Origin of the sequence: Pseudomonas peli (assembly GCF_050563605.1) — a bacterium.
GTDB classification, from domain to species: Bacteria; Pseudomonadota; Gammaproteobacteria; order Pseudomonadales; family Pseudomonadaceae; genus Aquipseudomonas; species Aquipseudomonas peli_A.
The window spans coordinates 100,818-126,043 of sequence record NZ_JBNXUH010000012.1; the positions used below are offsets into that span (position 1 = coordinate 100,818).

Here is a 25,226-nt window from a genome sequence, read left to right on the forward strand (position 1 = left end):
GCACCCCCGCCGCTCCTACGCACTATCTCGTTTGTAGGAGCGGGCCATGCCCGCGATCAACTCTTGATCCAATCAGGCAATCAGGCGTTCACGCAAACGCCCGAGCATGCCGAGCAAACTGCCAACCTTCTCCCGCTCCCGCTCTTCACGCGGCTGCTGTGCCAGGCGAGTGACCACCTGCGCCGGCTGCGCGCGCCACAGTTGCGCCTGCTCGGCGGCGGCCTGCAAACCCTTGTCGAACAGACCGCGACGAATCGGTTTGGGCAGGTAGCGGAAAATCTGCGCTTCATTGATCAGCTTGAGCAGCGCCTGGGTATCGCAGAACGGCGTCACCACCAGGCTAAGTAAACGCGGATGGGCTTGAGCCAGACTTTTCAGCAGCGGCGCGGTGTCTTCGCCTGCTACTTGCAGGTCACTGACCAACAGATCAATCGGCTGGCTGTTAAGCAGCGCCACGGCCTCGCTCAACGATGCCGCGCGCAGCAGGCGATGGCCACCGGCCACGCAGAACTCGGCCACTACAGCCAGGGTCGGCGCATCCTCATCCAAGAGCAGCACATTGATCGCCGCCTGCGGTATGGCCGTCAGCACTTTCGGCGCCTGCAACTGGCGTGCAGCAATCTGCGCCGCCTGGCGCAGGGTGAAAGCCATTTCCTGCTGGTCCCAGGGTTTGGTCAGGTAACGGAAGATGCCGCCACTGTTGAGTGCTTCTACAGCGGCATCCAGATCGCTGTAACCGGTCAGCAGAATGCGCAGGGTATCGGGGGCAATCTGCCGCGCCTGGGCCAGCAGTTCGGCGCCACTCATCTGCGGCATGCGCTGGTCACTGACGATAATCTGCACACGCTCGCTTTTCAGGCGCTCTAACGCACGGAGTGGGTCGCTCTCGGTCAGTACCTCGTACTCGCGGCGAAACTGCAGGGCCAGGCTGCGCAGGATGCGCTCTTCATCGTCCACAAACAGAATACGAATCGGCTCGCTCATATCAGGCACTCCGTTGTAGTGGTAGCGCCTGCGGGCGCGGCAGGCGGATCAGAAAGCGCGTACCGCGCCCAGGCTCGGACGCCGCGCGAATCTGCCCGCCGTGGTCCTGGATGATCTTGTAGCTGATCGACAACCCCAGCCCGGTGCCCTGGCCCACCGGCTTGGTGGTGAAGAACGGATCAAAGATGCGCGCCAGCACCTCGGCCGACATACCGCGCCCCGAGTCCTGCAGGGAAACAAACACGGCGCTGTCATCGGCCCAGGTTTTCACCAGGATCTGGCCGAAACCGTCGATGGCCTGGGCGGCGTTGTTTAGCAGGTTGAGTAGAACCTGGTTGATCTGCGAAGGCGCGCAGGGAATGCGCGGCAACTCGCCCAGCTGCAGGATGGTTTCGGCCTTGTCCTTGATGCCGTTGCGGGCAATCACCAGGGCGCTGCGGATGCACTCATTGAGGTCGACCTCCTCGCTCATGGCGCGGTCCAGGCGAGCGAAATCCTTCAGCCCGACCACCAGCTCGGCAATCTGCTCCAGGCCATAGAGGGTGTCGCTGAACAGCTGGGTAAAGTCGTCCACCAGCAGTTCCGGCGCGGCCTTGACGCGGGCCTCGGCAGCAGTGTCCAGGGCCATGGCCAGGCGCGCCTCATCACAGGCCGGATCATTCAGGCAGTCGCCCAGTGCGGCTTGCGCCTCGGCCAGTTCGAACAGCGGCGCACTGAGTTCGCGCAGCAACTGCACGTTGTTCTTCACATAGCCCAGCGGGGTGTTCAGTTCGTGGGCGACGCCGGCGACCATCTGCCCGAGCGAAGCCATCTTCTCTGACTGCACCAGCTGGGTCTGTGACTCCTTGAGCTCCACCAGGGCCTTGCGCAGCACCAGGTTGCGCTGAGCGATGCGCGCCTCCATGGCCTTGAGCAGATCGAGCACGGTGCCCAGGCCGCGATACAGGCCCTGGGCGTCAACCAGGATAAAGTCTTCGGTGATCGGGTATTGCAGCTGCCCGGTGATCTGCTTGGCCGCATCCTCCAGGCTGGTATCCAGGCTGACCACCAGCGGCGCCGCGTTCATCACCTCCTGCACCGCATGGCGGCCGCGCAAGTCGCGGCCAAAACGCTGCATAAAGATGTCCTGCAAGGTGGTACGGCTGACCAGACCCAGCGGCCTGCCGGTGCTATCGACAATCGGCAGCGAGAGAAAGGCCTTGTGCTCCGGCGTCAGCAGGCGATCCGCGACATCGGCGATGCTCATGTCCGCAGCCAACGGCGTAACCGGCTTGAGCAAGCGCGTGAGCGCGCTGGCAGTGGTCATGGGCAAACTCCCTGTGCGTTGGAAAGTCGCCATTCAACCAGCGCCAAGTTGCTGCCGTGTGACAGTCGTCACACTCACCTACCCCGAGCCAGAGCGGCGCGTTATGTCCAGCAAAAGGTTGTTGGCGTTTAATTGCTGGCCGCCGCGCGCTATGGTGGAGGCTCAACTCTGCAAGGACGGCTTTTATGACCTGGTATATCTGGTTGCTGATGCTCCTGGTGCTGGGCTCCATCGTGGGTGGCCTGATGGTGCTGCTGCGCACGGCCAAACCGCTGCCGCTAAGCGAGGAACAGCTGGAGAGGATCCGCCAACGCCAGCTTGAGCAAGAAGCCAAGGACGCCCGCGAGCCTTAACCGCAAACGACAAGGACGTACCATGCCATTGCATCTGCGCCTGATGCTGCCAGCCCTGTGCCTGGCCACCGGGTTTGCCCTGGGTTATATCCAACTATCTGGATTGGCCGCCGGAACCGCTCTCTGCGCATTACTGCTGCATGCCGACAAGCACCTGCCCAACGCGTTATGGACAACCCTGAGCCTGCTGGCCTGCATCGCTTTCGCCGCGCACCTCGTCCCCGGGTTTAGCGCCACACCCCTGTGGCCGCCGCGCCAACTGAGTGCCGATGCCGCGCCTTACGCTCTGCGTTTGTCCTGGGACAAGCTGCTGGTCGGCGTCACGCTACTGGCCTGGTGGCTGGGGCAAAAAACGCCGAGCAAATCACTCTCAAAAAGCGTCTGGCTCACCGCCGCGCTGACGCTGCTCGGTGTACCGCTGCTGGCATTGGCGCTGGGTCTGGTCGGCTGGCAACCGAAATGGCCAGCGCAGCTATGGCTGTGGTTGGCGGTCAACCTGGGAGTGGCCGTGCTGGCCGAGGAACTGCTGTTTCGCGGTTTGCTGCAAAGCCGCCTGGTCAGCTGGCTCGGAGCCTGGGTGGGGATTGGCCTGACGACGCTGCTGTTTGCCGCCGTACATGTGCCTTTCAGTCCGCTATTCGCTGTGGTCGCTGGTATTGCGGGCCTGGGTTATGGACTGATCTTTCATTTCAGCGGGCGGATTAGCCTGGCCATCGCCTTGCATTGTGCGGTCAATCTGCTGCACCTGTTGCTATTGAGCTATCCGCTGCGGGTGGCATGACGGCAACCTGGTAGCGGCTAAAAATCTTCTCCAGCTGGCCGTTCTCACGTAGCGGTTCATAGATCGCCATAAACTGCTCCGACGTAATCGGCGCCTGCGGGCGAAACAGCACATGATGGCGATAGCGCTGATCGGCGCGTTCGGATATCAGCAACTGCCCGGCGTACTGCCGATTGCGTTCGAGGAAGTCGCCGATATAGGAGCGCGTAACCAAGGCGATTTCCGCACGCTGATGCAGCACCATCAGCAGGTTGCTTTCGTGAGAATGGGTCAAGGTAGCGTTGAAGGTCTTGCTCAGGTATTCCGGCGAAGAATTGAAGCCGGCAAAGGCATAGTGATAACCATGGCAGAGCGCCAGGCGCTTGCCTTCGAGCGAGTCGAAATAACGCTGATCGCGGCCCGGCTCAGCACGGGTGACAAACACTTCGGAATCTTCCAGACGCATATCCAGCGCCTCGTGCGGAATGTCCTGCCAGCCCCAGCCTGGATTCTCGAAAATCGCCAGGTCGATGCGCTGCTGCTCGAAATCACGAAAGCGGCGCTTTACCGAGGTTGGCACCATAACAAAGCGATAGTCCGTCTGGGCCTGGTTCAGGGCCGTTACCAGCTCTTCGAGCAAACCGGTGGCCTGGGTCTGTTCAGTCTTGAACACATAAGGCGGGAAATACACAGCGGCCACGCGCACTTCCTGCGCAGCCATAAGCGGCCCGGCCAGCAGCAACGCCAGACTCATGCCGAAAAACCTGCTTACCCCACGCCTGATGAATCCCATTTGACGCCAACTTCCCTATTTTTCGGATAACCGCAGCCTACCCTAGGCAAATCTGACCGAACAGAGCATTTTCAGTCATTTATCAGCACTGATGCGTCACGCAAATGGTAGCGCCCCAGCAGTTTATCCAGCTGTTTGTCGCGATTGAGCTGTTTGAGCAACTCGGCAAAGGCTTGCGGCTGCAGCGCAGACTCCGGACGGAACAACGCCTGGTGCTGATACACCTGGTCAACCCGCTGGGAAACCAGCAAGGCGCTGCTCTGCTCCGGGTAACGCTGCTGATAAGCGCGCAGGTAAGAGCGCGTAACCACCGCCACATCGGCCCGGCCGCGCAGCAGCATGACCAGGTTGCTGTCGTGAGAGTAGGTCAACATCGCGTTGAATCTATCGGTGAGAAACTGCTTGTCCGAGTTGAACCCGGCAAAACCGTAGTGATAGCCGCTGTACAGGGCCATGCGCTTGCCTTCGAGCGAGTCGAAATACCGCTCGTCACGGCCTGGCTGCAGGCGTGCGACATAGACTTCGGCATCTTCGATATGCAGATCCAGTGCGGTATGCGCGGTGTCTTGCCAGCCCCAGGCTGGGGATTCGAACAGAATCAGGTCGAAACGGCCGCTTTGCAGATCGCGATAACGGCGCATGGTCGAGGTCGCGACCAGGGTAAAGCGATAGTCGCTTTGCAGTTGATTGAGTGCCTGCAACAACTCCGGTAGCAGGCCACCTGGGCGCTCACTTTCCGGTTTAATCACATAGGGCGGGAAATGGTAGGCCCCCACTCGCACCTCTTCCGCGGCCTGCGCAACGCATACCGCAGAAAGCATCAACCCGAGCAGCAAACCTCGTAACAGCGTGGCCAAACGGCGAACCTCAGAACAAAACGCAGGGACTTCTTCCGTGACCAAAACCACTCACAATCCGTTGACGCCAAAATACTATCAATGTGCCACCTTAGCGTAGCTGAATTTCCTCAAGCTTCCTTGATTACCAGCGACAGCGCCTCTTCGGCCAGCTGATCGAGGGTCATCGGGCCTTCCGGGCGGAACCAGGTAGTGGTCCAGCTTAGTGCGCCGGTCAGCAGACGGCGCAAAATAAACGGGTCGGCCTTGAAATAACCGGCAGCCTTGGCCTCACCCAGCACCTGCAGCCAGAGCTGTTCGTAGTTGTCGCGCAGCTCGAGGATAAACGCCTGGCCCGGCTCCGACAGCGAGCGCCACTCATACACCAGCACCGCCATGGCCTCGCCGGTGCCGCCCATGATCGACTGCAGCTCACAGCGGATCAGCGCCAGCACGCGGCCGCGCAGGTCGCTAGCTTCGGCCAAGGAGGCCTGCATCAGCGCGGTGTTGTAGCGAATGGTCTCCTCCATCACCGAACGCAGGATTTCGTCCTTGCTCTTGAAGTGATGAAAGATGCTGCCGGACTGAATGCCCACGGCGCTGGCCAGGTCGCGCACGGTAGTACGCTCGTAGCCCTTGCTGCGAAACAGGTGCGCGGCGGTTTGCAGCAGCTTGCCGCGTGCGCTGTCCGGGTCGGTGATCTGCCCGCTGGCCACCAGTTGCTGCATCACCGCCTGAGCTTGTTGATCATCCACGCTAAGTACTCTCCAACTCTCTTTATGCCTCGGGCCAAGCGCCCAGCCTGCAATTGCACGCTGGTTCTCAGCTGGTTTACCCAAGTGCTTGTCGTTATTAGTGAAATTTATGCTGCGCCAGCCACCCAAGCAAGCGCTTGGCCACACTTTAGGGTAGAAAGATTCGCACCGGGGCTTTTCAACCAAGCGCTTGCTTGGTAGCCTTCAATTCACCTTATTCATGTGTTGCGGACCTATTCCAATGACTAAAACCGTACGCATCGGCTGCGCTTCCGCCTTCTGGGGCGACACCAGCACCGCCGCCGCCCAGCTGGTACAGGGCACCGATCTGGATTACCTGGTATTCGACTACCTGGCCGAAGTGACCATGTCGATCATGGCTGGCGCGCGGATGAAGAAGCCGGACGCCGGCTACGCCACCGACTTTGTGGAAACCCTGGCGCCGCTGCTGGGCACTATCGCCGCCAAGAACATCCGCGTAATCAGCAACGCCGGCGGGGTCAACCCCAGCGCCTGCGCAGCCGCTCTGGCCGCCGCTTGCGAGCAGGCCGGGGTCAACTTGAAGATTGCCGTGCTGCACGGCGACAACCTGCTGCCCAAGCTCGGCGAGCTGGCCAAGGCCGGCACAGTCGAGATGTTCAGTGGCGCGCCGTTGCCGCCCTTCTGCGTGTCGGTCAACGCCTACCTCGGTGCACCGGGCATCGTCGAAGCCTTGCAGCTCGGCGCGGATATCGTGATCACCGGCCGCGTGGTCGACAGCGCTGTGGTCAGCGCCGCCCTGGTACATGAATTTGGCTGGAGCTGGAGCGACTACGACCAACTGGCTCAGGCCGCGCTGGCCGGGCATATCATCGAATGCGGCGCGCAGTGCACCGGCGGCAACTTCACCGACTGGGAAAGCGTGCCGGACTACGAACATATCGGCTTTCCGGTGGTAGAAGTGGCAGCCGATGGCAGTTTTGTCGTGGCCAAGCCGGATGGTTCCGGCGGCTTGGTCACGCCTTTTACCGTGGGCGAGCAGATGCTCTATGAAATTGGCGACCCACGGGCCTATTACCTGCCCGACGTGCTCTGCGATTTCACCCAGGTGCAACTGACCCAAGTCGGCGAAAACCGGGTTGAACTGAAAGGCGCACGCGGCCTGCCGCCAACTGATCAATACAAGGTCAGCGCCACCCACCCGGACGGCTTCCGCTGCACCGCCAGCTGCTTGATGGCTGGTATCGATGCGGTGAAGAAAGCCGAGCGGGTCAGCCAGGCAATCATCAACAAAACCGAGGAAATGTTCGCCGAACGCGGCTGGGGGCCCTACAAGGAAGTCAGCATTGAATTGCTGGGCTCAGAGGCCACCTACGGCCCCCGTGGCCAGCGCGCCGATACCCGCGAGATCGTGATCAAGATCGCCGTGCGCCATGCCAAGAAAGAAGCGCTGATCCTCTTCTCCCGCGAGATCGCCCAGGCAGCTACCGGCATGGCGCCGGGCCTGACCGGCATCGTCGGCGGCCGCCCTACGGTTTACCCGGTAATCCGCCTGTTCAGCTTTCTCGCTGACAAAGGCGCCTGCACCATGGAAGTGGAACTGAACGGCGAACGCACACCTGTCGCACTGCCGCAGATCGCGGTGCTGGATAGCGCACAGATCGCCGCCGACATCGCCGCCCCGCTACCAAGCGGCCAGGCCGACGCCTGCGTATCGCTGATCAAGCTGGCGGTGGCGCGCTCTGGCGACAAGGGCAATCACAGCAATATTGGTGTAATGGCCAGAAAGCCCGAGTACTTGGCCTGGATCGCCGCTGCGCTGAGTGAGGGTGCCGTGGCCGAATGGATGCAGCACACGCTCGACCCGCAAACCAGCAAGGTCAGCCGCTGGTATCTGCCCGGCAGCCATAGCCTGAACTTCCTGCTGGAGAACGCCCTGGGCGGCGGCGGCGTCGCCTCCCTGCGCATCGACCCGCAAGGCAAGGCCTTCGCCCAACAGTTGCTGGAATTCCCGATACCTGTGCCCAAGGCGCTGGCCGCTAGCCTCGAACAAGGACAATAACAATGAGCTACGACTCAGTCTTTAAACCCGACCTCTTTAGCGGCCAGACCATCATGGTCACCGGTGGCGGCAGCGGCATCGGCCGCTGCACCGCCCATGAGCTGGCCGCCCTCGGCGCTCATGTGGTGCTGGTCGGACGCAAGGCCGACAAGCTGGAAAAGACTGCCGGCGAAATCCGTGAGGATGGCGGCAGCGTCAGCTTCCAAGTCTGCGACATCCGTGACGAGGAATCGGTCAAGGCCATGGTCGCGGCAGTGGTCAACGAACGCGGGCCGATCCACCACCTGGTCAACAATGCCGGCGGCCAGTACCCCTCGCCGCTCGCCTCGATCAACCAGAAAGGCTTCGAGACCGTGGTGCGTACCAATCTGGTCGGCGGCTTTCTGATGGCCCGCGAGGTGTTCAACCAGAGCATGAGCAAGAACGGCGGCAGCATCGTCAATATGCTCGCCGACATGTGGGGCGGCATGCCCGGCATGGGCCATTCGGGGGCGGCAAGGGCCGGTATGGAGAACTTTACCAAGACCGCCGCCGTCGAGTGGGGCCACGCCGGGGTGCGGGTCAATGCCGTGGCACCGGGCTGGGTCGCCTCCAGCGGTATGGACACCTACGAGGGCGCGTTCAAGGCGGTGATCCCGACCCTACGCGAGCACGTGCCGCTCAAGCGTATCGGCACAGAATCGGAAGTCTCAGCGGCCATCGTCTTTCTGCTATCGCCGGGCGCCGCCTTTATCAGTGGCAACACGGTGCGCATTGACGGCGCCGCCAGCCAGGGCAGCCGCGCCTTCCCGCTGTTCAAGGCCAAGGCCGGGCAAAGCCAGTCTTACAACGGCTTCCACCGGGCCTATTTGCCCGATGTGCTGAAAGACCAGGGAGAGTGATGCGATGCCGGTAATCCATTCCGAGATTGACGTGCATGGCGAGGAATTCGCCAAGAACCGCGAAGCCATGCTCGCAGCCGTCGACAGCTTTCGCCAGATCGAACATAACTGCCTGAACAAGGCCGCCGAGGCCAAAGCGAAATTCGAAAAGCGCGGCCAGCTGCTGCCGCGTGAACGCCTGAATCTGTTGCTCGACCCCGGCGCGCCGTTTCTCGAACTGTCGTCGCTGGCTGGCTACAAGTTGCACGACGACAAGGACGGCACCCAGGCCGGTGGCGGGATTATTTCCGGCATCGGCTATATCGCCGGGGTGCGCTGCCTGGTCACCGCCAGCAACAGCGCGATCAAGGGCGGCACCATCTCCCCCACAGGACTGAAGAAAACCCTGCGTCTGCAGCAGATTGCCTTCGAGAACAAACTGCCGGTTGTAGCACTCACCGAAAGCGGCGGTGCCAACCTCAATTACGCCGCCGATATCTTTGTCGAAGGTGCACGGGGCTTTGCCAACCAGGCACGCATGTCGGCCATGGGTTTGCCGCAGATCACCGTGGTGCACGGTTCAAGCACCGCAGGCGGGGCTTACCAGCCGGGATTGTCGGACTATGTGGTGGTGGTGCGCGGCAAGGCCAAGATGTTCCTCGCCGGCCCGCCGCTGCTGAAAGCCGCCACCGGCGAGATCGCCACCGATGAGCAATTGGGCGGCGCCGAGATGCACGCCCAGGTCGCCGGCACCGCCGAGTACCTGGCCGAGAACGACGCCGATGGCGTGCGCATCGCCCGGGAAATTCTTGCCATGCTGCCGTGGAATGCTCAGCTGCCGGCGCGCCCGACCAAGGCCTACAACGAGCCGCTGTATCCGGTCGAAGAACTGCTCGGCCTGGTCCCGGCAGACGCGAAGAAACCCTACGACGTACGCGAAATCATCGCCCGCATCGCCGACGGTTCGGCGTTTCTCGACTTCAAGAACGAGTTCGACAACCAGACCGTCTGCGGCCACTTGCAGATCGAAGGCCAGCCGTGCGGCTTTATCGGCAACAACGGCCCGATCACCCCGCAAGGCGCGGCCAAGGCGGCGCAATTTATCCAGCTGTGCGAGCAGAGCAACACGCCGATCCTGTTCTTCCACAACACCACCGGTTTTATGGTCGGCACAGAGTCGGAACAGCTCGGCGTGATCAAGCACGGCTCGAAGATGATCCAGGCAGTGGCCAACGCCACGGTGCCGAAACTGACCATCGTCGTTGGCGGCTCCTACGGCGCCGGCAACTACGCCATGTGCGGCCGTGGTCTGGACCCGCGCTTTATCTTCGCCTGGCCCAACAGCAAAACCGCCGTAATGGGTGGCGCTCAGGCCGGCAAGGTGCTGCGTATCGTCACCGAGGAAAAACACCTGAAGGAAGGCAAGGAAGCCGACCCGAAAATGCTCGACATGCTGGAAACCGTCACTGCACAAAAACTCGACAGTCAGTCCACCGCGCTCTATGGCACCGCCAGCCTGTGGGACGACGGCCTGATCGACCCGCGCGATACGCGCAATCTGCTCGGCTATCTGCTGGATATCTGTGCCGAAGCCGCTGTTCGCCCGCTTAAAACCACCACTTTCGGCGTAGCCCGCCTGTAACCCTTCGGAGAATAAAAAATGATCTTCACCCAAGAACACGAAGAGCTGCGCCGCACGGTCCGTAACTTTGTCGACAAGGAAATCAACCCGCACGTCGAACAATGGGAAAAAGACGGCCGCTTCCCGATCCACGAGATTTTCAAGAAAGCCGGCGACCTCGGCCTGCTGGGCATCTCCAAGCCGGAGAAATTCGGCGGCATGGGCCTGGATTACAGCTACTCGATCGTCGCCGCCGAAGAGTTCGGCACCATCATCTGCGGCGGCATCCCGATGTCCATCGGCGTGCAGACCGATATGTGCACCCCAGCTTTGGCGCGCTTCGGCTCCGATGAGCTGCGCGAGGAATTCCTCAAACCGGCGATTGCCGGCGAGATGGTCGGCTGCATCGGCGTATCCGAAGTCGGTGCCGGCTCGGATGTCGCCGGGCTAAAGACCACCGCCAAGAAAGACGGCGGCGACTATGTGATCAACGGCAGCAAGATGTGGATCACCAACTCCCCTTCCGCCGACTTTATCTGCCTGCTGGCCAATACCTCGGACGACAAGCCGCACGTCAACAAGTCGCTGATCATGGTGCCGATGAACACCCCGGGAATTTCGGTCAGCCCGCATCTGGACAAACTCGGCATGCGCAGCTCGGAGACCGCCCAGGTGTTCTTCGACAACGTGCGCGTGCCGCAGCGCTACCGCATCGGCCACGAAGGCGCCGGTTTTATGATGCAGATGCTGCAGTTCCAGGAAGAGCGCCTATTCGGCGCGGCCAATATGATCAAGGGCCTGGAGCACTGCATCAACGCCACCATCGACTACTGCAAGGAGCGCAAGACCTTCGGCAATGCGCTGATCGACAACCAGGTCATCCACTTCCGCATGGCCGAGCTGCAGACCGAAGTCGAGTGCCTGCGCGCCCTGGTTTATCAGGCCACCGAGCAGTACGTGCGCGGCCGCGATGTAACCAACCTGGCCTCGATGGCCAAGCTCAAGGCCGGCCGCCTCGGCCGTGAAGTCACCGACAGCTGCCTGCAGTACTGGGGCGGCATGGGCTACATGTGGGAAAACCCGGTGGCCCGTGCTTACCGCGACGTGCGCCTGGTGAGCATCGGCGGCGGTGCCGACGAAATCATGCTGGGCATTATCTGCAAGCTGATGGGCATTCTGCCTGGCAAAAAGAAAGGCTGAGGACGCGACCATGGCCGCTCTACCGAACTGCGAAACCCTGCTGCTAAGCCTCGACGCTGGTGTGCTGCACATCACCCTCAACCGCCCGGACAGCCGCAACGCCATGAGCCTGGCCATGGTCAGCGAATTGCGCGCGGTGCTGGAAAGCCTGCGCAATGATCTGAGCGTGCGCGCCATTGTCCTGCGCGGTGCCGGTGGGCATTTCTGCGCCGGTGGCGATATCAAGGATATGGCCGGTGCTCGTGCAGCTGGTGGCGACGCCTACCGCAGCCTTAACCGCGCCTTCGGCAGCTTGCTGGAAGAAGCGCAGAACACGCCGCAAGTGCTGATCGCCGTGCTCGAAGGCGCAGTGCTCGGCGGCGGTTTCGGCCTGGCCTGCGTGTCGGATATCGCCATCTGCCAGCAGGACGCCAAGTTTGGTCTGCCAGAAACCACCTTAGGGATTCTGCCGGCGCAGATTGCACCCTTTGTGGTGCGGCGCATTGGCCTGACCCAGACCCGTCGCCTGGCCCTTACCGCCGCCCGTTTCAATGGCAGCGAGGCCGAACGCCTGGGCCTGGTGCATTTCAGCGAAGCCGATAGCGAAGCCGTTGACGCCCGTTTGCACCAGGTACTGAGCCAGGTGCGTCAATGCGCGCCGCAGGCCAATGCCCAGACCAAAGCCCTGTTGCTGGCCGCCGAATACGAAGCACTCGGACCTTTGCTGGACCGCGCAGCCGAGCAGTTTGCCGCAGCGGTAACCGGCGGCGAAGGCATCGAGGGCACCATGGCCTTTATGCAGAAACGTGCGCCGAAGTGGGCTGCTGAATAAGCCCCCAACAACAGACCTGATCGCCAGGTTTACGACCCCAGCAGGAGCACACAGATGCCCGCCTTTAACAAAATCCTGATCGCCAACCGCGGGGAAATCGCCTGCCGGGTGATGCGCACCGCCCAGGACCTCGGCTACCGCACCGTGGCCGTCTACTCGGAAGCCGACGCCGGCGCACGCCATGTGCAGCAAGCCGATGAAGCCGTGTGCATCGGCCCGGCCCAGGTCAACCAGTCCTATCTCGTCATCGACAACATTATCAAGGCAGCGCAGAAAACCGGGGCCGACGCGATCCACCCTGGCTACGGCTTTCTCTCGGAAAACGCCGACTTCGCCCGCGCCTGTGAGGCCGCTGGCATCGTATTTATCGGCCCGACCGTGGAAGCCATCCACCTGATGGGCAGCAAGCGCCTGTCGAAAATCGCCATGCTCGAAGCCGGCGTGCCGTGTATTCCCGGTTTTGAGGGCGCAGCCCAGGACGACGACACCCTGAGCCGCGAGGCCGGTCGCATCGGCTACCCGCTGATGATCAAGGCCAGTGCTGGCGGCGGTGGCCGTGGCATGCGTCTGGTACACGAATCTGGCGAGCTACTGGCGCAGATCCGCACCGCTCGCTCCGAGGCACAGAACGCCTTCGGCTCCGGCGAGCTGATTCTCGAGCGCGCGGTAATCCAACCGCGCCATGTGGAAATCCAGGTGTTCGGCGACCAGCACGGCAGCATCGTTTATCTCGGCGAGCGCGACTGCTCGGTGCAACGCCGCCACCAGAAGGTGGTCGAGGAAGCGCCCTGCCCGGTGATGACACCTGAGCTGCGTCAAGCCATGGGCGAGGCTGCGGTGAAAGCGGCGGCGTCGGTGAACTACGTCGGCGCTGGCACCGTGGAGTTTCTCCTCGATCAGAGCGGCGAATTCTTCTTCTTGGAAATGAACACCCGTCTACAGGTGGAGCATCCGGTCACCGAACTGATCACCGGGCAAGATCTGGTCGCCTGGCAGATTCGCGTGGCCGAAGGCCAGCCGCTGCCGCTTAAGCAGGACGAGATCCGCCTCACCGGCCATGCCATGGAAGTGCGCCTGTACGCCGAAGACGCCACGCAGAATTTCCTACCGCAAACCGGCACTGCACTGCGTTGGGAGCCGGCGCTTCGCGATGGCATTCGCATCGACCACGGCCTGGTCGAAGGCCAGGCCATCACGCCGTTCTATGACCCGATGCTGGCCAAGGTCATCGCCTATGGCGCCACCCGCGAAGAAGCACGACGCAAGCTGGTGCGTGCGGTTGAGGATTGCGTGCTGCTGGGCGTCAACGGCAACCAGCGCTTTCTCGCCAACCTGCTCAGCCACCCCGAGTTTGCCGCCGGCAATGCCACCACCGCGTTTATCGCCGAGCATTTCGCCAGCGACCCGAGCCTTAGCCCGCAGCCGCCAAAAGCCAGCGAACTGGCCGCCGCAGCCGCCCTGCTGTTCCAGCAATCGGCCAATGCCCGCGCGCACCAACCGGGGCTCTCCGGCTGGCGCAACGCCGGCAGCGCGCCATGGCGCTTTCTGCTTAAACAGGGCGAACAGCCATTTGCCGTGGAGCTGGAAGTGCTGGGCGACGGCCCACAGCCCAGCCTGCTGGCCACGATTGGCGAACAGCAGATCAGCCTCAAACTGCTGGCCAGCGACGGCCGCTGGGCCACCCTGGAACTGGACGGCATTCGCCAGCGCCTGGCCTATCACCTGGCCGGCGAAAACCTCTGGCTGTATGGCCATAACGGCAATCTGCAGCTGAGCGATATCACCCATTTGCCCGTCAGCAGCGCCGCCGGTGCAGGCTCGGGCAGCGTCAAGGCGCCGATGGATGGCGCGATTGTCGAGGTGCTGGTGGAAGAAGGCGCCAGCGTCAGCAAAGGCCAACTGCTGGTGGTGTTGGAAGCGATGAAGATGGAACACCCGCTCAAGGCCAGCATCGACGGTGTGGTACGCCGGATTGGCGTCAGCCGTGGCGATCAGGTGAAGAACCGACAGCTGCTGGTGGAAATCGAAGCCGCAGAGGCCTGACCCACCCTACATAAAAATAAAATTGGAGAAGCCGTATGTCACTGCAAGGCAAAACCCTCTTTATCACCGGAGCCAGCCGCGGCATCGGCCGTGAAATCGCCCTGCGCGCTGCGCGTGAGGGGGCCAATATCGTGATTGCGGCGAAAAGCGCCGAGCCTCATGCCAAGCTACCCGGCACCATCCACTCGGTGACCGCCGAAGTCGAGGAAGTGGGCGGCAAGGCCCTGGCCCTGCAAGTCGATGTACGTGACGAAAACGCGGTAAAAGCCGCCATGGTTCAGGCCGCTGAACATTTTGGCGGCATCGACGCGCTGATCAACAACGCCGGGGCCATCAAGCTGGTCGGTGTGGAAAAGCTCGAACCTAAGCGCTTCGACCTGATGTTCCAGATCAACACCCGCGCGGTAATGGTCTGCAGCCAGGCGGCCCTGCCCTACCTTAAGCAGAGTAAGGGCCATATTCTCAGCTTGTCACCGCCGCTTAACCTCGACCCCAAGTGGTTCGCCAACTACGGCCCCTACACCACCACCAAGTACGGCATGAGCATGCTGACCTTAGGCATGCATGAGGAATTCAAGAAGTACGGTATCAGCGTCAACTCGCTGTGGCCGAAAACGGTGATCGCCACCGCCGCCATCGAGTTCGAGGCCGGCGGTCCGGCGGTGATGAAGGCCGCGCGCCTGCCGGCGATCATGGCCGATGCCGCCCACACCATCCTGTCCAGCAGCGAACGCAGCATCAGCGGGCGCCTGCTGATCGACGAGGAAATCCTGCGTGAACAGGGCCAGAGCGACTTCGAGCAGTACCGCTATGACCCGGCCGGCAAACTGATGAACGATCTGTTTGTCGACTAAATCGGCAGGCCATACCAACGCCCGTTCACCTTAGAGCGGGTCTGGACGCAGTGCATTAAGCGCCTTGTTGGAGCCGCCAAGGCGGGTTCAAGCGATTCTCACCGGCGTGATACAGACACAGCGGATTGCCATCGGGGTCCTGCAGATAGGCTTCGCGCCACAGCCAGGGCTGATCGGTCGGCAGCATGCTGAACCCGACACCCTGGGCCTGCAGGCGGGCGACGGTCTGATCCAGTTCGGCGCATTCGAAGTAGATCAACGTCTGGCTCGCCGGCACCTGGGCAACCTTGCTCAGGGAAAAACTCGCCTGGCCATCCGGGCAGCAGAACCGCGCATAGTCCGGCAGGCTCTCGACAATCAGTTGCAGGCCCAGGCCCTGATAAAAGCGAATAGAACGCGGCACATCGGTGACCGCCACGGTGATTTGGTTCAGGTTCATCGCACCCTCCTGGTTCTGCGCGCAAGTGCGCTGGCGTGTCGAACTAATGCCACAGCCCCGCGCGCACTGGCAATACACAGCTGCAGCGCTATTTGCCGATCTGCCCGTCCAGGCTTGCGCCAGAGCCATGGCAGGCGTGCATACGCGCGGCTAGAGTTGGGCTTCGCCCCCGCATAACAACCATAAGCGCGAGAGCCATGAGCCAGACCGATCTGATTTCCCCGCTGCGTTTCCTTGCCCGTATCCCCCAGCATCTGCCGCGTGTGCCGCGTATGTTGCGCGGCCTGTATTACGCCGGCATTCGCAATCGCGAGAAGCACCTTTCGCTGGCCTGGGCGCTGGAGCGCACTGTGCAGCAGCATCCCGACCGTCCGGCGCTGCTGGATGAGTCGCGCAGCCTTAGCTATGCGCAGTTCAATGCCTGGGCCAATCGCCTGGCCTGGGCCTTCAAGGCTGAAGGCGTGCGCCATGGCAGCGTGGTAGCGGTAATGCAGGAAAATCGCCTGGAACTGCTGGCGATTCTCGCCGCCCTCAGCAAACTCGGCGCGGTCGGCGCACTGGTCAACACCACCCAGCGCGGCAAGGTGCTGGCCCACAGCCTCAATCTGGTGAAACCGGGTTTTATGCTGATCGGCGATGAATTGCTGGCGGCCTTCGCTGAGATCACCGAACAGCTCGATAACCCGCAGACGCCACGTTACTGGGTGGCCGATCAGGACTGTCTCAACGATGCAGGCCAGGCCCCCAACGGCTGGACCAATCTGATGCAACTGGCGCGCAGTCAGGCCAGCGATAACCTGCCCGACAGCGCCAAGGTGCAGATGAAGGACCCTTGTTTCCTGATTTACACCTCCGGCACCACCGGCCTGCCCAAGGCCTCGATCATGAGCCACGGCAAGTGGATCAAGGCCTACGGAGGCTTCGGCCATTCCGGCCTGACCCTGAGCAATCAGGACGTGCTCTACCTGACCCTGCCCTGCTACCACAACAACGCGGTCACCGTGTGCTGGAGTGCAGCCATCGCCGGTGGCGCGGCCATTGCCCTACGGCGCAAGTTCTCCGCCAGCGCCTTCTGGCCGGATGTGCAGCGCTATCAGGCCACCTGCTTCGGCTACATCGGCGAGCTGTGCCGCTACCTGCTTAACCAGCCCGAGTGCGCTGCGGAGAAGCACAACAGCCTGCGCTGCATGATCGGCAACGGCCTGCGGCCCTCGATCTGGGCCGAGTTCAAAGCGCGCTTCGGGGTTGAGCAGATCACCGAGTTCTATGCCTCCAGCGAAGGCAATATTGGCTTTACCAACGTGTTCAACTTCGACAATACCGTGGGCTTCTCCCCCGCCACCTACGCCATCGTGCGCTACGACCTGGAGAACGATTGCGCGATGCGCACCGCCAAGGGCTTTCTGCAGAAAGCCGACAAGGGCGAGCCGGGTTTGCTGATCAGCGAGATCAGTGCCAAGTGGCCATTCGACGGCTACACCGACCCGGCCAAGAGCGAAGCGGCGATCCTGCGCAACGTGTTCAAGAAGGGTGATGCCTGGTTCAACACCGGCGACCTGATGCGCGATATCGGCTGCAAGCACGCGCAGTTTGTTGATCGCCTCGGCGACACCTTCCGCTGGAAAGGCGAAAACGTCTCCACCACAGAGGTAGAGAACGTCCTAGGAGCCTTCCCCGGCGTCGAGGATGCGGTGGTGTATGGCGTGGAAATCCCCGGCACCAACGGCCGCTGTGGCATGGCTGCGCTGCGTCTGAGTGAAGGCCAGCAACTGGACAGCGCCGCCCTTGCCGCGCACCTGGATGCAGAATTACCGGTGTATGCCGCGCCGCTGTTTATCCGCCTGCTGGGCGAGGTGGAAACCACTGGTACCTTCAAATACAAGAAAACCGACCTCAAACAGGCCGCCTACAACCCGGCGGCGGTGCAGGAGCCCTTGTGGGTGCGCCTGCCGGGCGAGCAGCGCTTTACCCCGCTGGATCCCAGCCTGTTCGCCGCCATTGGCGAGCAGGCCTATCGCTTCTGATTGCCGTCAGCAGGCGGTTTATAAAGCCGTCTGCTAGCGCTTGAACTCAAACTGCAATTGCGCGCCTTCCACCGATTGCCAGTAGTCGTCATCACGCTCGTTGGTAATCAGCTTGCCATTGAGTTGAAAGGGTTCCTCTGTCTTATCCTTGTCTCCAAACATAGGCGGCAGTAACGGGATCGACAGATCGCTGAGCGGTGCCACCGGCTGCAGGGGATCAAACACATTGGTATGCAGGCTCAGATCCAGCGGCGCTTTCGGCTCAGCGGGCTCGGGTTTGCTTGCAACCACAGCAGGTTTGGGCTTGGTTGGAGCCGCTGCCGCAGGTTTGGCTTCGGCAGCCTTGGGCTGCGCAGGCTTGTTCACGACGGGGGCCGGCTCGGCCTTGGCCACTTTACTGGTAACCACAGTTTGCGCTGGTTGCGCCTTGGCGGTTTCAACCTTGGGCTTTGCAGGAGGGTTGGTGCTTTGCTCGCAGGCCACCAGTGACAGCATTGTCAGCAGCAGCGCGAGGCTTCGAATAGGCAACATGGGCAGGTACAAAGGCAGTGACACAAGTCGCTATGCTGGCCCCTCCCCCCCACACTGGCAAGCGCGCAATACGTACGGCAGGTAACAGCGCGCTAAGAATCAGCCGACGGCCATCAGTGTCGATGGCCGCCAGCGACTTACCTACCCAGCCTTATTCAGCCGATTGCAGTTGCTGCAACTGCGCATCGATATCCAACTCTGGATGCTCGCGCATCAGCTGTAACAGCAAGGCGTCGGCCTCGTCCGTCCAACCATCACGGCGCAATTTGAGTAAGCGTTGCAACTCGCTGCGCAGTTGCTGTTCAGCCTGACTGCCTGCAGCGTCTGCCGCTTTTTCGGGGGCTGATACAGCAGGCGCCCGCGCGGTTTGTGGCAGTTGATCATGCAACGCATCGGCCGCGGGCTCTTCACGCAACAGCTGATTGGAGGCACCGGCCGAAAGCTTCTTCTCGGCCTTGGCGGCATCAGCACTGTAGCCCTGGATCACCGGTGCAGGCTGCGCCGTACGTGAGCGTTCTGCCTCATCAGCAACCACAGCGGATTCTGCCAGCGGTGCAGACTGCGGGGCCATCCTCGCCGCAGCCGGCGCCATAGGCGCGCCGCTGGGCACGGCATCGAAGGCATCTGGAGCCTGCTCGAAGGTACGCCAGGTCAGGCTCACGCCAATCCCCAGGCACGCAACCCCAGCCAATGCCACCGACCAGCGTTGCCGGCCGCCAGCGCCGAACAGCCAGTTGTGCAGGCGTGCGCTCAGGCCAGGCTTGGCTTCGGCTGTGGCCGCGCTGCGCGCTGCGGCACTGGCCGCCGCGAGAATCTGCGCATCCAGCTGCGCACTGGGCTCACCGCCGCTGTGCTGGCGGAAATGCTCCAGCATCTGCCGTTCCTGCTCATCGAGCCTATGTTGATCGTGGTTCATACGGACAACTCCTCGGCGGCCGGGTCAGCCAGCAGCCGACGTAACTTCTGCAGGGCATAGCGCAAACGGCTCTTTACCGTCTCGGCAGGTATCTGGGTCAGTTCGGCGATCTCGGCCAGCTCCATGTCGCCATGGGCGCGCAGCAGAAACACTTCGCGCTGCTCCGCCGGCAAATCCGCCAGGGCGGCCTCTAAACGCTGCTGATCGCGGCTCAGGCTGAGCTGTTGCTCAGGCCCCGGCTGCGGGTCGTGCGGGGCATGCTGCTGTTCATCGTACTCAGCATGCCCCGCCTGGTGCCGACCATGCTTGCGCCAGGTGTCGATCAGCCGGTTGCGACCGATCTGGTACAGCCAGGTTTTGAACAGCACGCTATCGCGCTGTTCGCTCTGGCTGCGGATCAGGCTCATCCAGGTGTCCTGAAACACCTCCTCGGCCAGGGCGTGGTCGCCACACAGGCCGAGCAGAAAACGAAACAGGCCGAGCCGGTGGCGCTGGTACAACTCGGCGAAAGCCGCCGCGTCACCGCGGCGGTAACGCCGCAACAAGGTGGCGTCGTCATCCGTGAGGGGTCGATTCACTGCTGTACTCGTGCGGTAGTTGAACGGTTCGTCGCAGTTTGCAGACTCTGCGCCAGTTCCACCAGCTGTACGAACTCGCCACGCAGACCGAAGCGGTCATCGCCCTTGGCATTGCGCGCCAGCTCGACGCTGTCGGCCAGACTGAAGCGCCCGGTGTAGGTATCGCCTTTAAGCTGCTGGGCGAAGGCGGCCACAGCGGCGGCAAAGCGCAGGTCTTCGCTAGCCTGGCTGATAGCACGCGTATCGGCGGCCTGAATCGGTTGCTCCAGCAGCTTGCTGATGTCCTGCCCTGGCGCCTTGTAGCGAATGCGCAGCCAGGCCAGTTCGCCCGCCGCGCTGCCCGCCTTGGCCGCTTGCTGATAACGCAGCGGCTCCAGCCAGCCCTTGCCGCCCACAGGCACCACCTCATACAACGCAGTTACCGTGTGGCCGGCGCCGATTTCGCCGGCATCAACCTTGTCGTTGCTGAAGTCCTCACGCTTCAACGCGCGGTTCTCGTAGCCCAGCAGGCGGTACTCGCTGACCTCGGCCGGATTGAACTCGACCTGGATCTTCACATCACTGGCAACCGTTGCCAGGGTCGAGCTGAGCTGATCGACCAGCACCTTGCGCGCCTCGCGCAGGTTGTCGATATAGGCGTAATTGCCATCGCCAGCATCGGCCAGCTGCTCCATCAACTGCTCGTTGTAATTATCGGTGCCAAAGCCCAGGGTGGTCAGGGATACGCCGGTCTTGCGCTTGTCGGCGGCCAGTTGCTTGAGAGTTTCGAAATCACTGATACCGACATTGAAGTCACCATCGGTGGCCAGCAGGATGCGATTGATGCCGCCGTCGATAAAACCCTGCTGCGCCTGTTGGTAGGCCAGCTGAATGCCCGACTCGCCAGCCGTAGAACCGCCCGCCGTAAGCTGGTCGATAGCCGCGCGGATCTTGGCTTTATCGCTGCCGGCAGTCGGCTCCAGCACCACGCTGGATGAGCCGGCATAGACCACCAGCGATACCTTGTCCTGAGCACGTAACTGCTCGACCAGCAGCTTCAAAGTGCTTTGCACCATGGGCAGGCCATCGCGGCGATCCATCGAGCCGGAGACATCCACCAGAAACACTAGGTTGGCTGGCGGCAGCTCGTCTACGCGCAGGTCCGATGCCTTGATGGCGATACGCAGCAGGCGGCTTTCCGGGTTCCACGGCGTTGCCGCGAGCTCAGTGTGCACGCCAAACGGCACATCGCCCTTGGGCAGCGGATAGGCGTAGGGGAAGTAATTGACCAGCTCCTCCAGGCGTACCGCATCCTGCGGCGGCAACTGCCCACCATTGAGGAAACGCCGCACATTGGCATAGCTGCCGGTGTCGACATCGATGCTAAAGGTCGACACCGGGGTCTCGACCACGGCATGCACCGGGTTGTCAGCGAGTTTCTGATACTGCTCGCGGTTCTCGTCGCGGCTCTTCCCCATGTATGCAGGCGGCAAGGCATCGGCCTGCACAGACATCGGCATCGGCGCATAGGCCACGCTGGGCATCACGGCGCCGCCCGCCACCTGGCTTTTGCGTTGCAGTTCAGCGGGTGCAACGGCCAGCTGTTCATGCAATTCGGCACGTTCACGCTTATGGGCCTGATCGCTCAGCTGCGGGCTGCCAGCCTCGGTAGCCGGAGCCTCGGGATTGGCGGCGCTGCACGCACCAAGGCTGATCAATACGCCTGCGGCAAAACCGGCAAGCAGAGGACGGGTAAGCAATACGGGGTAAGCAGACATGGGGGCATCTCCTGAGCGATCGAATAAACCATTCGCTCAGGTAGACGCAGCCCTTGGCTACATCGGGTTAAGCCGCTGTTAAAAACTCGCAGCGCCTTCCTGACACAGCTGCCCGGCCAGCATGCCCAAAGTCATCAAGGCGCGCTCGGCTTCACGGTTCCACGGAATGCCGCAGTTGAGGCGGATGCAGTGGTTGAACTGCTCGGTATTACTGAAGATCAACCCCGGCGCAATGCTGATGCCCTGCTGCAGGGCGCGTACGTGCAGGTCCTTGGTATTAACCCGCGCCGGCAGGCTGACCCAGAGAATAAAGCCGCCCTTGGGCCGGCTCATCTGCGTGCCTTCGGGAAAATACTGCTGCACCGCCAGCTGGAAGGCGCTGAGGTTCTTGCGGTACTCCTGGCGGATAAAGCGCAGGTGGCGGTCGTAGCCGCCATTCTCCAGATAGGCCGCTACCGCCATCTGCGTCACGCTGCACGCCGAGTGGGTGCTGAAGGTCTGTAGGCGCTGGATTTCATCCTGGTACTTGCCGGCAACAATCCAGCCGATACGCACACCGGGTGAGAGGGTCTTGGAGAAGCTCGAGCAATACACCACCCGCCCTTCGCGATCATGGGATTTAAGCGCCTTGGTCGGGCCCTGCTCGAACATCAGTTCGCCGTAGATATCGTCTTCGATGATCTGAATATCGTAATCACCGGCCAGACGCAGTAACTGGCGCTGACGCTCTTCAGGAATGGTGCCGCCCAGCGGGTTGCTCAGCCGCGCGGTCAGCACCAGCGCCTTGATCGGCCACTGGTTGGCAGCCAGTTGCAGGGCTTCCAGGCTGATACCGGTGGTCGGGTCGCTGGGAATCTCGATAACTTTCAGGCCGAGCAGGTCAGCCAGTTGCAGCAGACCGTAATAGGTCGGCGACTCGGCGGCAATCAGATCACCCGGCTTGGTCAGCACGCGCAGGCTCATCTGCAGGGCATCCACGCAGCCGTGGGTGATCACTACCTCAGTCGGGTCGACCACCACGCCGGCATCACGCATGCGGATCGCCACCTGGCGCCGCAGCGGCTCAAAGCCCGGGCTGAACATATAGCTGAAGGCCCGCGCACTGTGAAAACGGGTGACCTTGGCCAGTTGCTGATGCAACGCGCGCACCGGCAGGTAATCCACATGCGGCACCGCTGCGCCGAGGGGGAACACACCCTCACGACGCGACTCGGTGAGCACCTGATTGATGATGCTGCTGCGCGTCACCAGGCCAGGGCGCTCTACGCGGGCAATATCGGGTGTGGGCGCGGTCAGGGCTGGAGTCTGGTGGACATAGAAGCCTGACTGCGGGCGTGCGCGAATCAGGCCCTGATCTTCCAGATTGGCGTAAGCCTGCAGAACAGTGGCGTGACTGACGCTGAGCTGCGCACTCATCTTGCGCACCGAAGGCACACGCTCACCGGGCTGGTAAACGCCGCGGCGGATGTCTTCCGCCAGTTGCTGGGCAATACGCTGATAAAGCAACAGATTGGTCATGACCGCGTTCCTGCTTGACTGAACCGTAACAGTAAACCGGGCATTTACAATTGCACCGGTACAGCTCACTGAATTGTGGGCGATACAGTGCCAGCCCGCCAGGACTGTAGCGGTTCAATTAACAGGTGTATGGACTGTGCGGAGATGTCTAGCGGCTACCCGCAGGCTGCGCCGATCTGAATGACAGGCAATAAAAAGCCCCGGCAAAACGGGGCTTTTTAACGGCGCCAGATTTAACGCGACGAGCCGAGGTTACCTTGCTCATCGGAGAATACGATCTCTACCCGACGATTCTGCGCCCGGCCTTTAGCCGAGGCATTTTCGGTTACCGGGAAGCTCTCGCCATGGCCCTGCACTTCGATGCGTTTGCCATCGATGCCCAAATCGACCAGTACATCGGCAACCGCCTGGGCACGGGCGCGGGACAGTTCGAGGTTTTCCTGGGCATCGCCACGGCTGTCGGTATAGCCCTCAATGCGCACGATGCGCCGTGGGTTGAGCTGAAGGAACTGCACCAATTTCAGCACCGTGCGATTGGCTGAAGCCTTGAGGTCGCTGTGGCCGGCATCGAACAACACATCGCCCAGGGTCATCACCAGGCCGCGTTCACTCTGGCTGGTGGCCAGACTGACCATCTGCTCCTCAAGCCAGCTGCTCTGATCCTGCACGCTGAGCAACTTGGCCTCACGTAGAGCCAACTGCAGGCGCTGGCGCTCCAGCTCAAGTTTGACCGCGCGCTCCTGGTTCAGATTGAGCGTGCTCTTCTGCCCGGCAATCGCACTGTACTGCTGGCTGAGATAGGCATAGTGGCTGACATCAGCGGCGCTGCCCCAGTAGCTCGACAGGCGATCAGCCTTGGCCAGCGATTCGCCAGCACGAATCAGGTCTTTGGGCGCGCTACGCAGCACATCGCCATCTTCCTTGACCTGCTGGAAGGCGGCGTGCGCTCCCTGCAGCGCCTGGTCGCTGGAGCTGTGCGATGAAGCGCAGCCGGTCAACAATACAGCCGCGAAAATCGCCAACAGGCTGAGCTGAGCATGCTTCATTGCAAGCCTCCCAGCTGTTTGCGCAAGCGGTTGATGGCATTGCTCAGCTCGGCCAGTTGCTGCTGACTTTTTTCGGTCAAGTGCTCGGCTTCGGCCAGCCGTGCATCCAGCTCGGCCTGTTCGGCATACACCCGCGCCTGCTTGTAGTCCTCGTCCTGCATGGCCGTTTGCGCTAAAGCGAGTTTTTCCTCGGCCAGGCGCAGCGAGGCCGATTGCTCGGCAGAAATACCCAGCGCCTTGGCCTGGCTGAGCGCCTGTTCGGTCAAGCGCAGCTGCTCATTGGGCGCGGGGTCGGATGCACAGGCGCTGAGCATGAGCGGCAGCAAGGCCGCACAGATACGTCGATAAATCACAGAATTTCCCTACTGTTCAGCATCACCGGTGGGTGTGAGCTGTTGATCTTTCCAGCGCTGCAGATTGCGCTGCAGCAAGACGTCCGGCAAACCGCTGGCGACTGCCTCGTTCATTTTCTTCGCCAGCATGCCGCGCAGCCACGCATCGTTGCAGGCCGAGTTATGCGACAACGTCAGGTACAGGCCTTCGCTGGAGATCGGTGGATCTAGCACCAGCAGGTCGTCCTGCATACCCAGGCTATCGGCCAGAGCCTGCCCCGGATAACGCTCGTAAAGCACATAGTCGGTACGCCCGAGCAAGAGCTTCTGGAACGCCTGGGTCAGGCTGGCAACGCCTTCCAGAGTCAGATTGCTCTTGGCGTAGGCATCAAATGTTTGGCCAAAACTGTTGTTAACCAAGGTATCGCCGGTGCGATTGCGCAAATCATCCCAGCCGGCATAGGGGAACTCGGCACCGCGATGCACCCACACCACACTTGGGGTGAAGAAAAACGCCGGATGCACGTAATCCATGACTTCTAGGCGCGGCAGGGTCAGGAAGGCACCAGCAATCAGGTCAACGCGGCCGGTCCTGACTTCATCCTGTGCCCGTGACCAGGGCCCGGTATAGATGATGTCCACCACCACGCCCAGCTCTTTGGCCAGGTGCTGCAGCAGGTCGGCATTGGCGCCGATCAGCTGTTGAGGATTCTGCGGGTCACGCCAGAGATATGGCGGGTACTCCSGGATTACCCGKCGCCCCCMRGCGBTCGCACCTTKCCTGCGGCAACGGCYAAAACCGGCATCMGCAGCGCYGCGGACAACAGGAGAAAAGACCTATATAAAACACGCCCAAGCAATGGCGACT

23 protein-coding genes and 1 pseudogene are annotated in these 25,226 nt (G+C 61.9%); 10 read left to right on the forward strand and 14 right to left on the reverse strand.

Annotated features, from left to right (window positions below; genetic code table 11):
* Positions 1-72: 72 nt before the first annotated feature.
* Together ACQ4LH_RS15730 and ACQ4LH_RS15735 are read right to left on the reverse strand one after the other, a co-directional pair.
* A complete protein-coding gene (locus ACQ4LH_RS15730; RefSeq protein WP_430698005.1) occupies positions 73-984 on the reverse strand; it encodes a response regulator in 912 nt (303 codons plus the stop codon).
* A gap of 1 nt (position 985) precedes the next feature.
* Positions 986-2,290 carry an ATP-binding protein gene (locus tag ACQ4LH_RS15735; protein WP_430698006.1) on the reverse strand — a complete coding sequence of 435 codons (1,305 nt, stop codon included), beginning with the start codon at positions 2,288-2,290 and terminating at the stop codon, positions 986-988.
* Positions 2,291-2,475: 185 nt separating this feature from the next.
* On the opposite strand from ACQ4LH_RS15735, the gene ACQ4LH_RS15740 reads away from it, so the two are divergent.
* Both ACQ4LH_RS15740 and ACQ4LH_RS15745 read left to right on the forward strand, forming a co-directional pair.
* Positions 2,476-2,643, forward strand: a complete 168-nt coding sequence (locus ACQ4LH_RS15740; protein WP_430698007.1) for a DUF2897 family protein — start codon at positions 2,476-2,478, stop codon at positions 2,641-2,643.
* Positions 2,644-2,665: 22 nt separating this feature from the next.
* Positions 2,666-3,424 carry a CPBP family intramembrane glutamic endopeptidase gene (locus tag ACQ4LH_RS15745; RefSeq protein ID WP_430698008.1) on the forward strand — a complete coding sequence of 253 codons (759 nt, stop codon included), beginning with the start codon at positions 2,666-2,668 and terminating at the stop codon, positions 3,422-3,424.
* Here the strand turns inward: ACQ4LH_RS15745 and ACQ4LH_RS15750 are convergent.
* The 3 genes from ACQ4LH_RS15750 to ACQ4LH_RS15760 all read right to left on the reverse strand — a co-directional run bounded on the left by ACQ4LH_RS15750 (position 3,375) and on the right by ACQ4LH_RS15760 (position 5,787).
* Positions 3,375-4,157: a substrate-binding periplasmic protein gene (locus tag ACQ4LH_RS15750; protein ID WP_275961458.1), complete on the reverse strand. Its 783-nt coding sequence runs from the start codon at positions 4,155-4,157 to the stop codon at positions 3,375-3,377. The two genes, ACQ4LH_RS15745 and ACQ4LH_RS15750, sit on opposite strands and share 50 nt — an antisense overlap.
* A gap of 110 nt (positions 4,158-4,267) precedes the next feature.
* Complete coding sequence (locus ACQ4LH_RS15755; RefSeq protein WP_430698027.1) at positions 4,268-5,017, reverse strand: substrate-binding periplasmic protein; 750 nt, start codon at positions 5,015-5,017, stop codon at positions 4,268-4,270.
* 146 nt (positions 5,018-5,163) lie between these two features.
* Entirely contained in the window at positions 5,164-5,787 is a 624-nt protein-coding gene (locus ACQ4LH_RS15760; RefSeq protein WP_339414247.1) for a TetR/AcrR family transcriptional regulator, read from the reverse strand.
* Between the two features lie 241 nt (positions 5,788-6,028).
* On the opposite strand from ACQ4LH_RS15760, the gene ACQ4LH_RS15765 reads away from it, so the two are divergent.
* From ACQ4LH_RS15765 to ACQ4LH_RS15795, 7 genes are read left to right on the forward strand one after another with little or no spacing between them, the layout of a single operon-like run.
* The gene (locus ACQ4LH_RS15765) at positions 6,029-7,828 is read left to right on the forward strand and encodes an acyclic terpene utilization AtuA family protein (protein ID WP_430698009.1); all 1,800 of its coding nucleotides are present in this window, start codon (positions 6,029-6,031) and stop codon (positions 7,826-7,828) included.
* A 2-nt stretch (positions 7,829-7,830) separates the two neighbouring features.
* Positions 7,831-8,709: an SDR family oxidoreductase gene (locus tag ACQ4LH_RS15770; RefSeq protein ID WP_430698010.1), complete on the forward strand. Its 879-nt coding sequence runs from the start codon at positions 7,831-7,833 to the stop codon at positions 8,707-8,709.
* A 4-nt stretch (positions 8,710-8,713) separates the two neighbouring features.
* Complete coding sequence (atuC, locus tag ACQ4LH_RS15775; RefSeq protein WP_430698011.1) at positions 8,714-10,330, forward strand: geranyl-CoA carboxylase subunit beta; 1,617 nt, start codon at positions 8,714-8,716, stop codon at positions 10,328-10,330.
* Positions 10,331-10,348: 18 nt separating this feature from the next.
* Positions 10,349-11,509 carry a citronellyl-CoA dehydrogenase gene (atuD, locus tag ACQ4LH_RS15780; RefSeq protein WP_430698012.1) on the forward strand — a complete coding sequence of 387 codons (1,161 nt, stop codon included), beginning with the start codon at positions 10,349-10,351 and terminating at the stop codon, positions 11,507-11,509.
* Positions 11,510-11,519: 10 nt separating this feature from the next.
* A complete protein-coding gene (locus tag ACQ4LH_RS15785; protein WP_430698013.1) occupies positions 11,520-12,320 on the forward strand; it encodes an enoyl-CoA hydratase/isomerase family protein in 801 nt (266 codons plus the stop codon).
* A gap of 54 nt (positions 12,321-12,374) precedes the next feature.
* Complete coding sequence (locus tag ACQ4LH_RS15790; protein WP_430698014.1) at positions 12,375-14,363, forward strand: acetyl/propionyl/methylcrotonyl-CoA carboxylase subunit alpha; 1,989 nt, start codon at positions 12,375-12,377, stop codon at positions 14,361-14,363.
* A gap of 35 nt (positions 14,364-14,398) precedes the next feature.
* Positions 14,399-15,217 (forward strand): SDR family oxidoreductase, encoded by an 819-nt coding sequence (locus tag ACQ4LH_RS15795; RefSeq protein ID WP_430698015.1) that lies wholly within the window; start codon positions 14,399-14,401, stop codon positions 15,215-15,217.
* 55 nt (positions 15,218-15,272) lie between these two features.
* Here ACQ4LH_RS15795 and ACQ4LH_RS15800 read toward each other — a convergent pair whose 3' ends face one another.
* Entirely contained in the window at positions 15,273-15,656 is a 384-nt protein-coding gene (locus tag ACQ4LH_RS15800; protein WP_430698016.1) for a VOC family protein, read from the reverse strand.
* A 197-nt stretch (positions 15,657-15,853) separates the two neighbouring features.
* On the opposite strand from ACQ4LH_RS15800, the gene ACQ4LH_RS15805 reads away from it, so the two are divergent.
* Positions 15,854-17,680, forward strand: a complete 1,827-nt coding sequence (locus ACQ4LH_RS15805; protein WP_430698017.1) for a long-chain-acyl-CoA synthetase — start codon at positions 15,854-15,856, stop codon at positions 17,678-17,680.
* 33 nt (positions 17,681-17,713) lie between these two features.
* On the opposite strand, the gene ACQ4LH_RS15810 is transcribed toward ACQ4LH_RS15805, so the two are convergent.
* The 8 genes and pseudogenes from ACQ4LH_RS15810 to ACQ4LH_RS15845 form a co-directional block, all read right to left on the reverse strand.
* Entirely contained in the window at positions 17,714-18,211 is a 498-nt protein-coding gene (locus ACQ4LH_RS15810) for a hypothetical protein (protein ID WP_430698018.1), read from the reverse strand.
* Between the two features lie 151 nt (positions 18,212-18,362).
* Positions 18,363-19,127, reverse strand: coding sequence for a hypothetical protein (locus tag ACQ4LH_RS15815; RefSeq protein WP_430698019.1), 765 nt, complete (start codon positions 19,125-19,127; stop codon positions 18,363-18,365).
* Positions 19,124-19,705 carry an RNA polymerase sigma factor gene (locus tag ACQ4LH_RS15820; RefSeq protein ID WP_430698020.1) on the reverse strand — a complete coding sequence of 194 codons (582 nt, stop codon included), beginning with the start codon at positions 19,703-19,705 and terminating at the stop codon, positions 19,124-19,126. The genes ACQ4LH_RS15815 and ACQ4LH_RS15820 overlap by 4 nt, the downstream gene beginning before the upstream one ends.
* Entirely contained in the window at positions 19,702-21,462 is a 1,761-nt protein-coding gene (locus ACQ4LH_RS15825) for a vWA domain-containing protein (protein ID WP_430698021.1), read from the reverse strand. Before ACQ4LH_RS15825 ends, ACQ4LH_RS15820 begins: the two co-directional genes overlap by 4 nt.
* A 78-nt stretch (positions 21,463-21,540) precedes the next feature.
* Complete coding sequence (locus ACQ4LH_RS15830; protein WP_160084889.1) at positions 21,541-22,980, reverse strand: PLP-dependent aminotransferase family protein; 1,440 nt, start codon at positions 22,978-22,980, stop codon at positions 21,541-21,543.
* Between the two features lie 233 nt (positions 22,981-23,213).
* Positions 23,214-24,026 (reverse strand): OmpA family protein, encoded by an 813-nt coding sequence (locus ACQ4LH_RS15835; protein ID WP_430698022.1) that lies wholly within the window; start codon positions 24,024-24,026, stop codon positions 23,214-23,216.
* The gene (locus ACQ4LH_RS15840; RefSeq protein WP_430698023.1) at positions 24,023-24,379 is read right to left on the reverse strand and encodes a DUF4398 domain-containing protein; all 357 of its coding nucleotides are present in this window, start codon (positions 24,377-24,379) and stop codon (positions 24,023-24,025) included. The genes ACQ4LH_RS15835 and ACQ4LH_RS15840 overlap by 4 nt, the downstream gene beginning before the upstream one ends.
* A 9-nt stretch (positions 24,380-24,388) precedes the next feature.
* Positions 24,389-25,218, reverse strand: a pseudogene (locus ACQ4LH_RS15845) (substrate-binding periplasmic protein).
* Positions 25,219-25,226 lie beyond the last annotated feature (8 nt).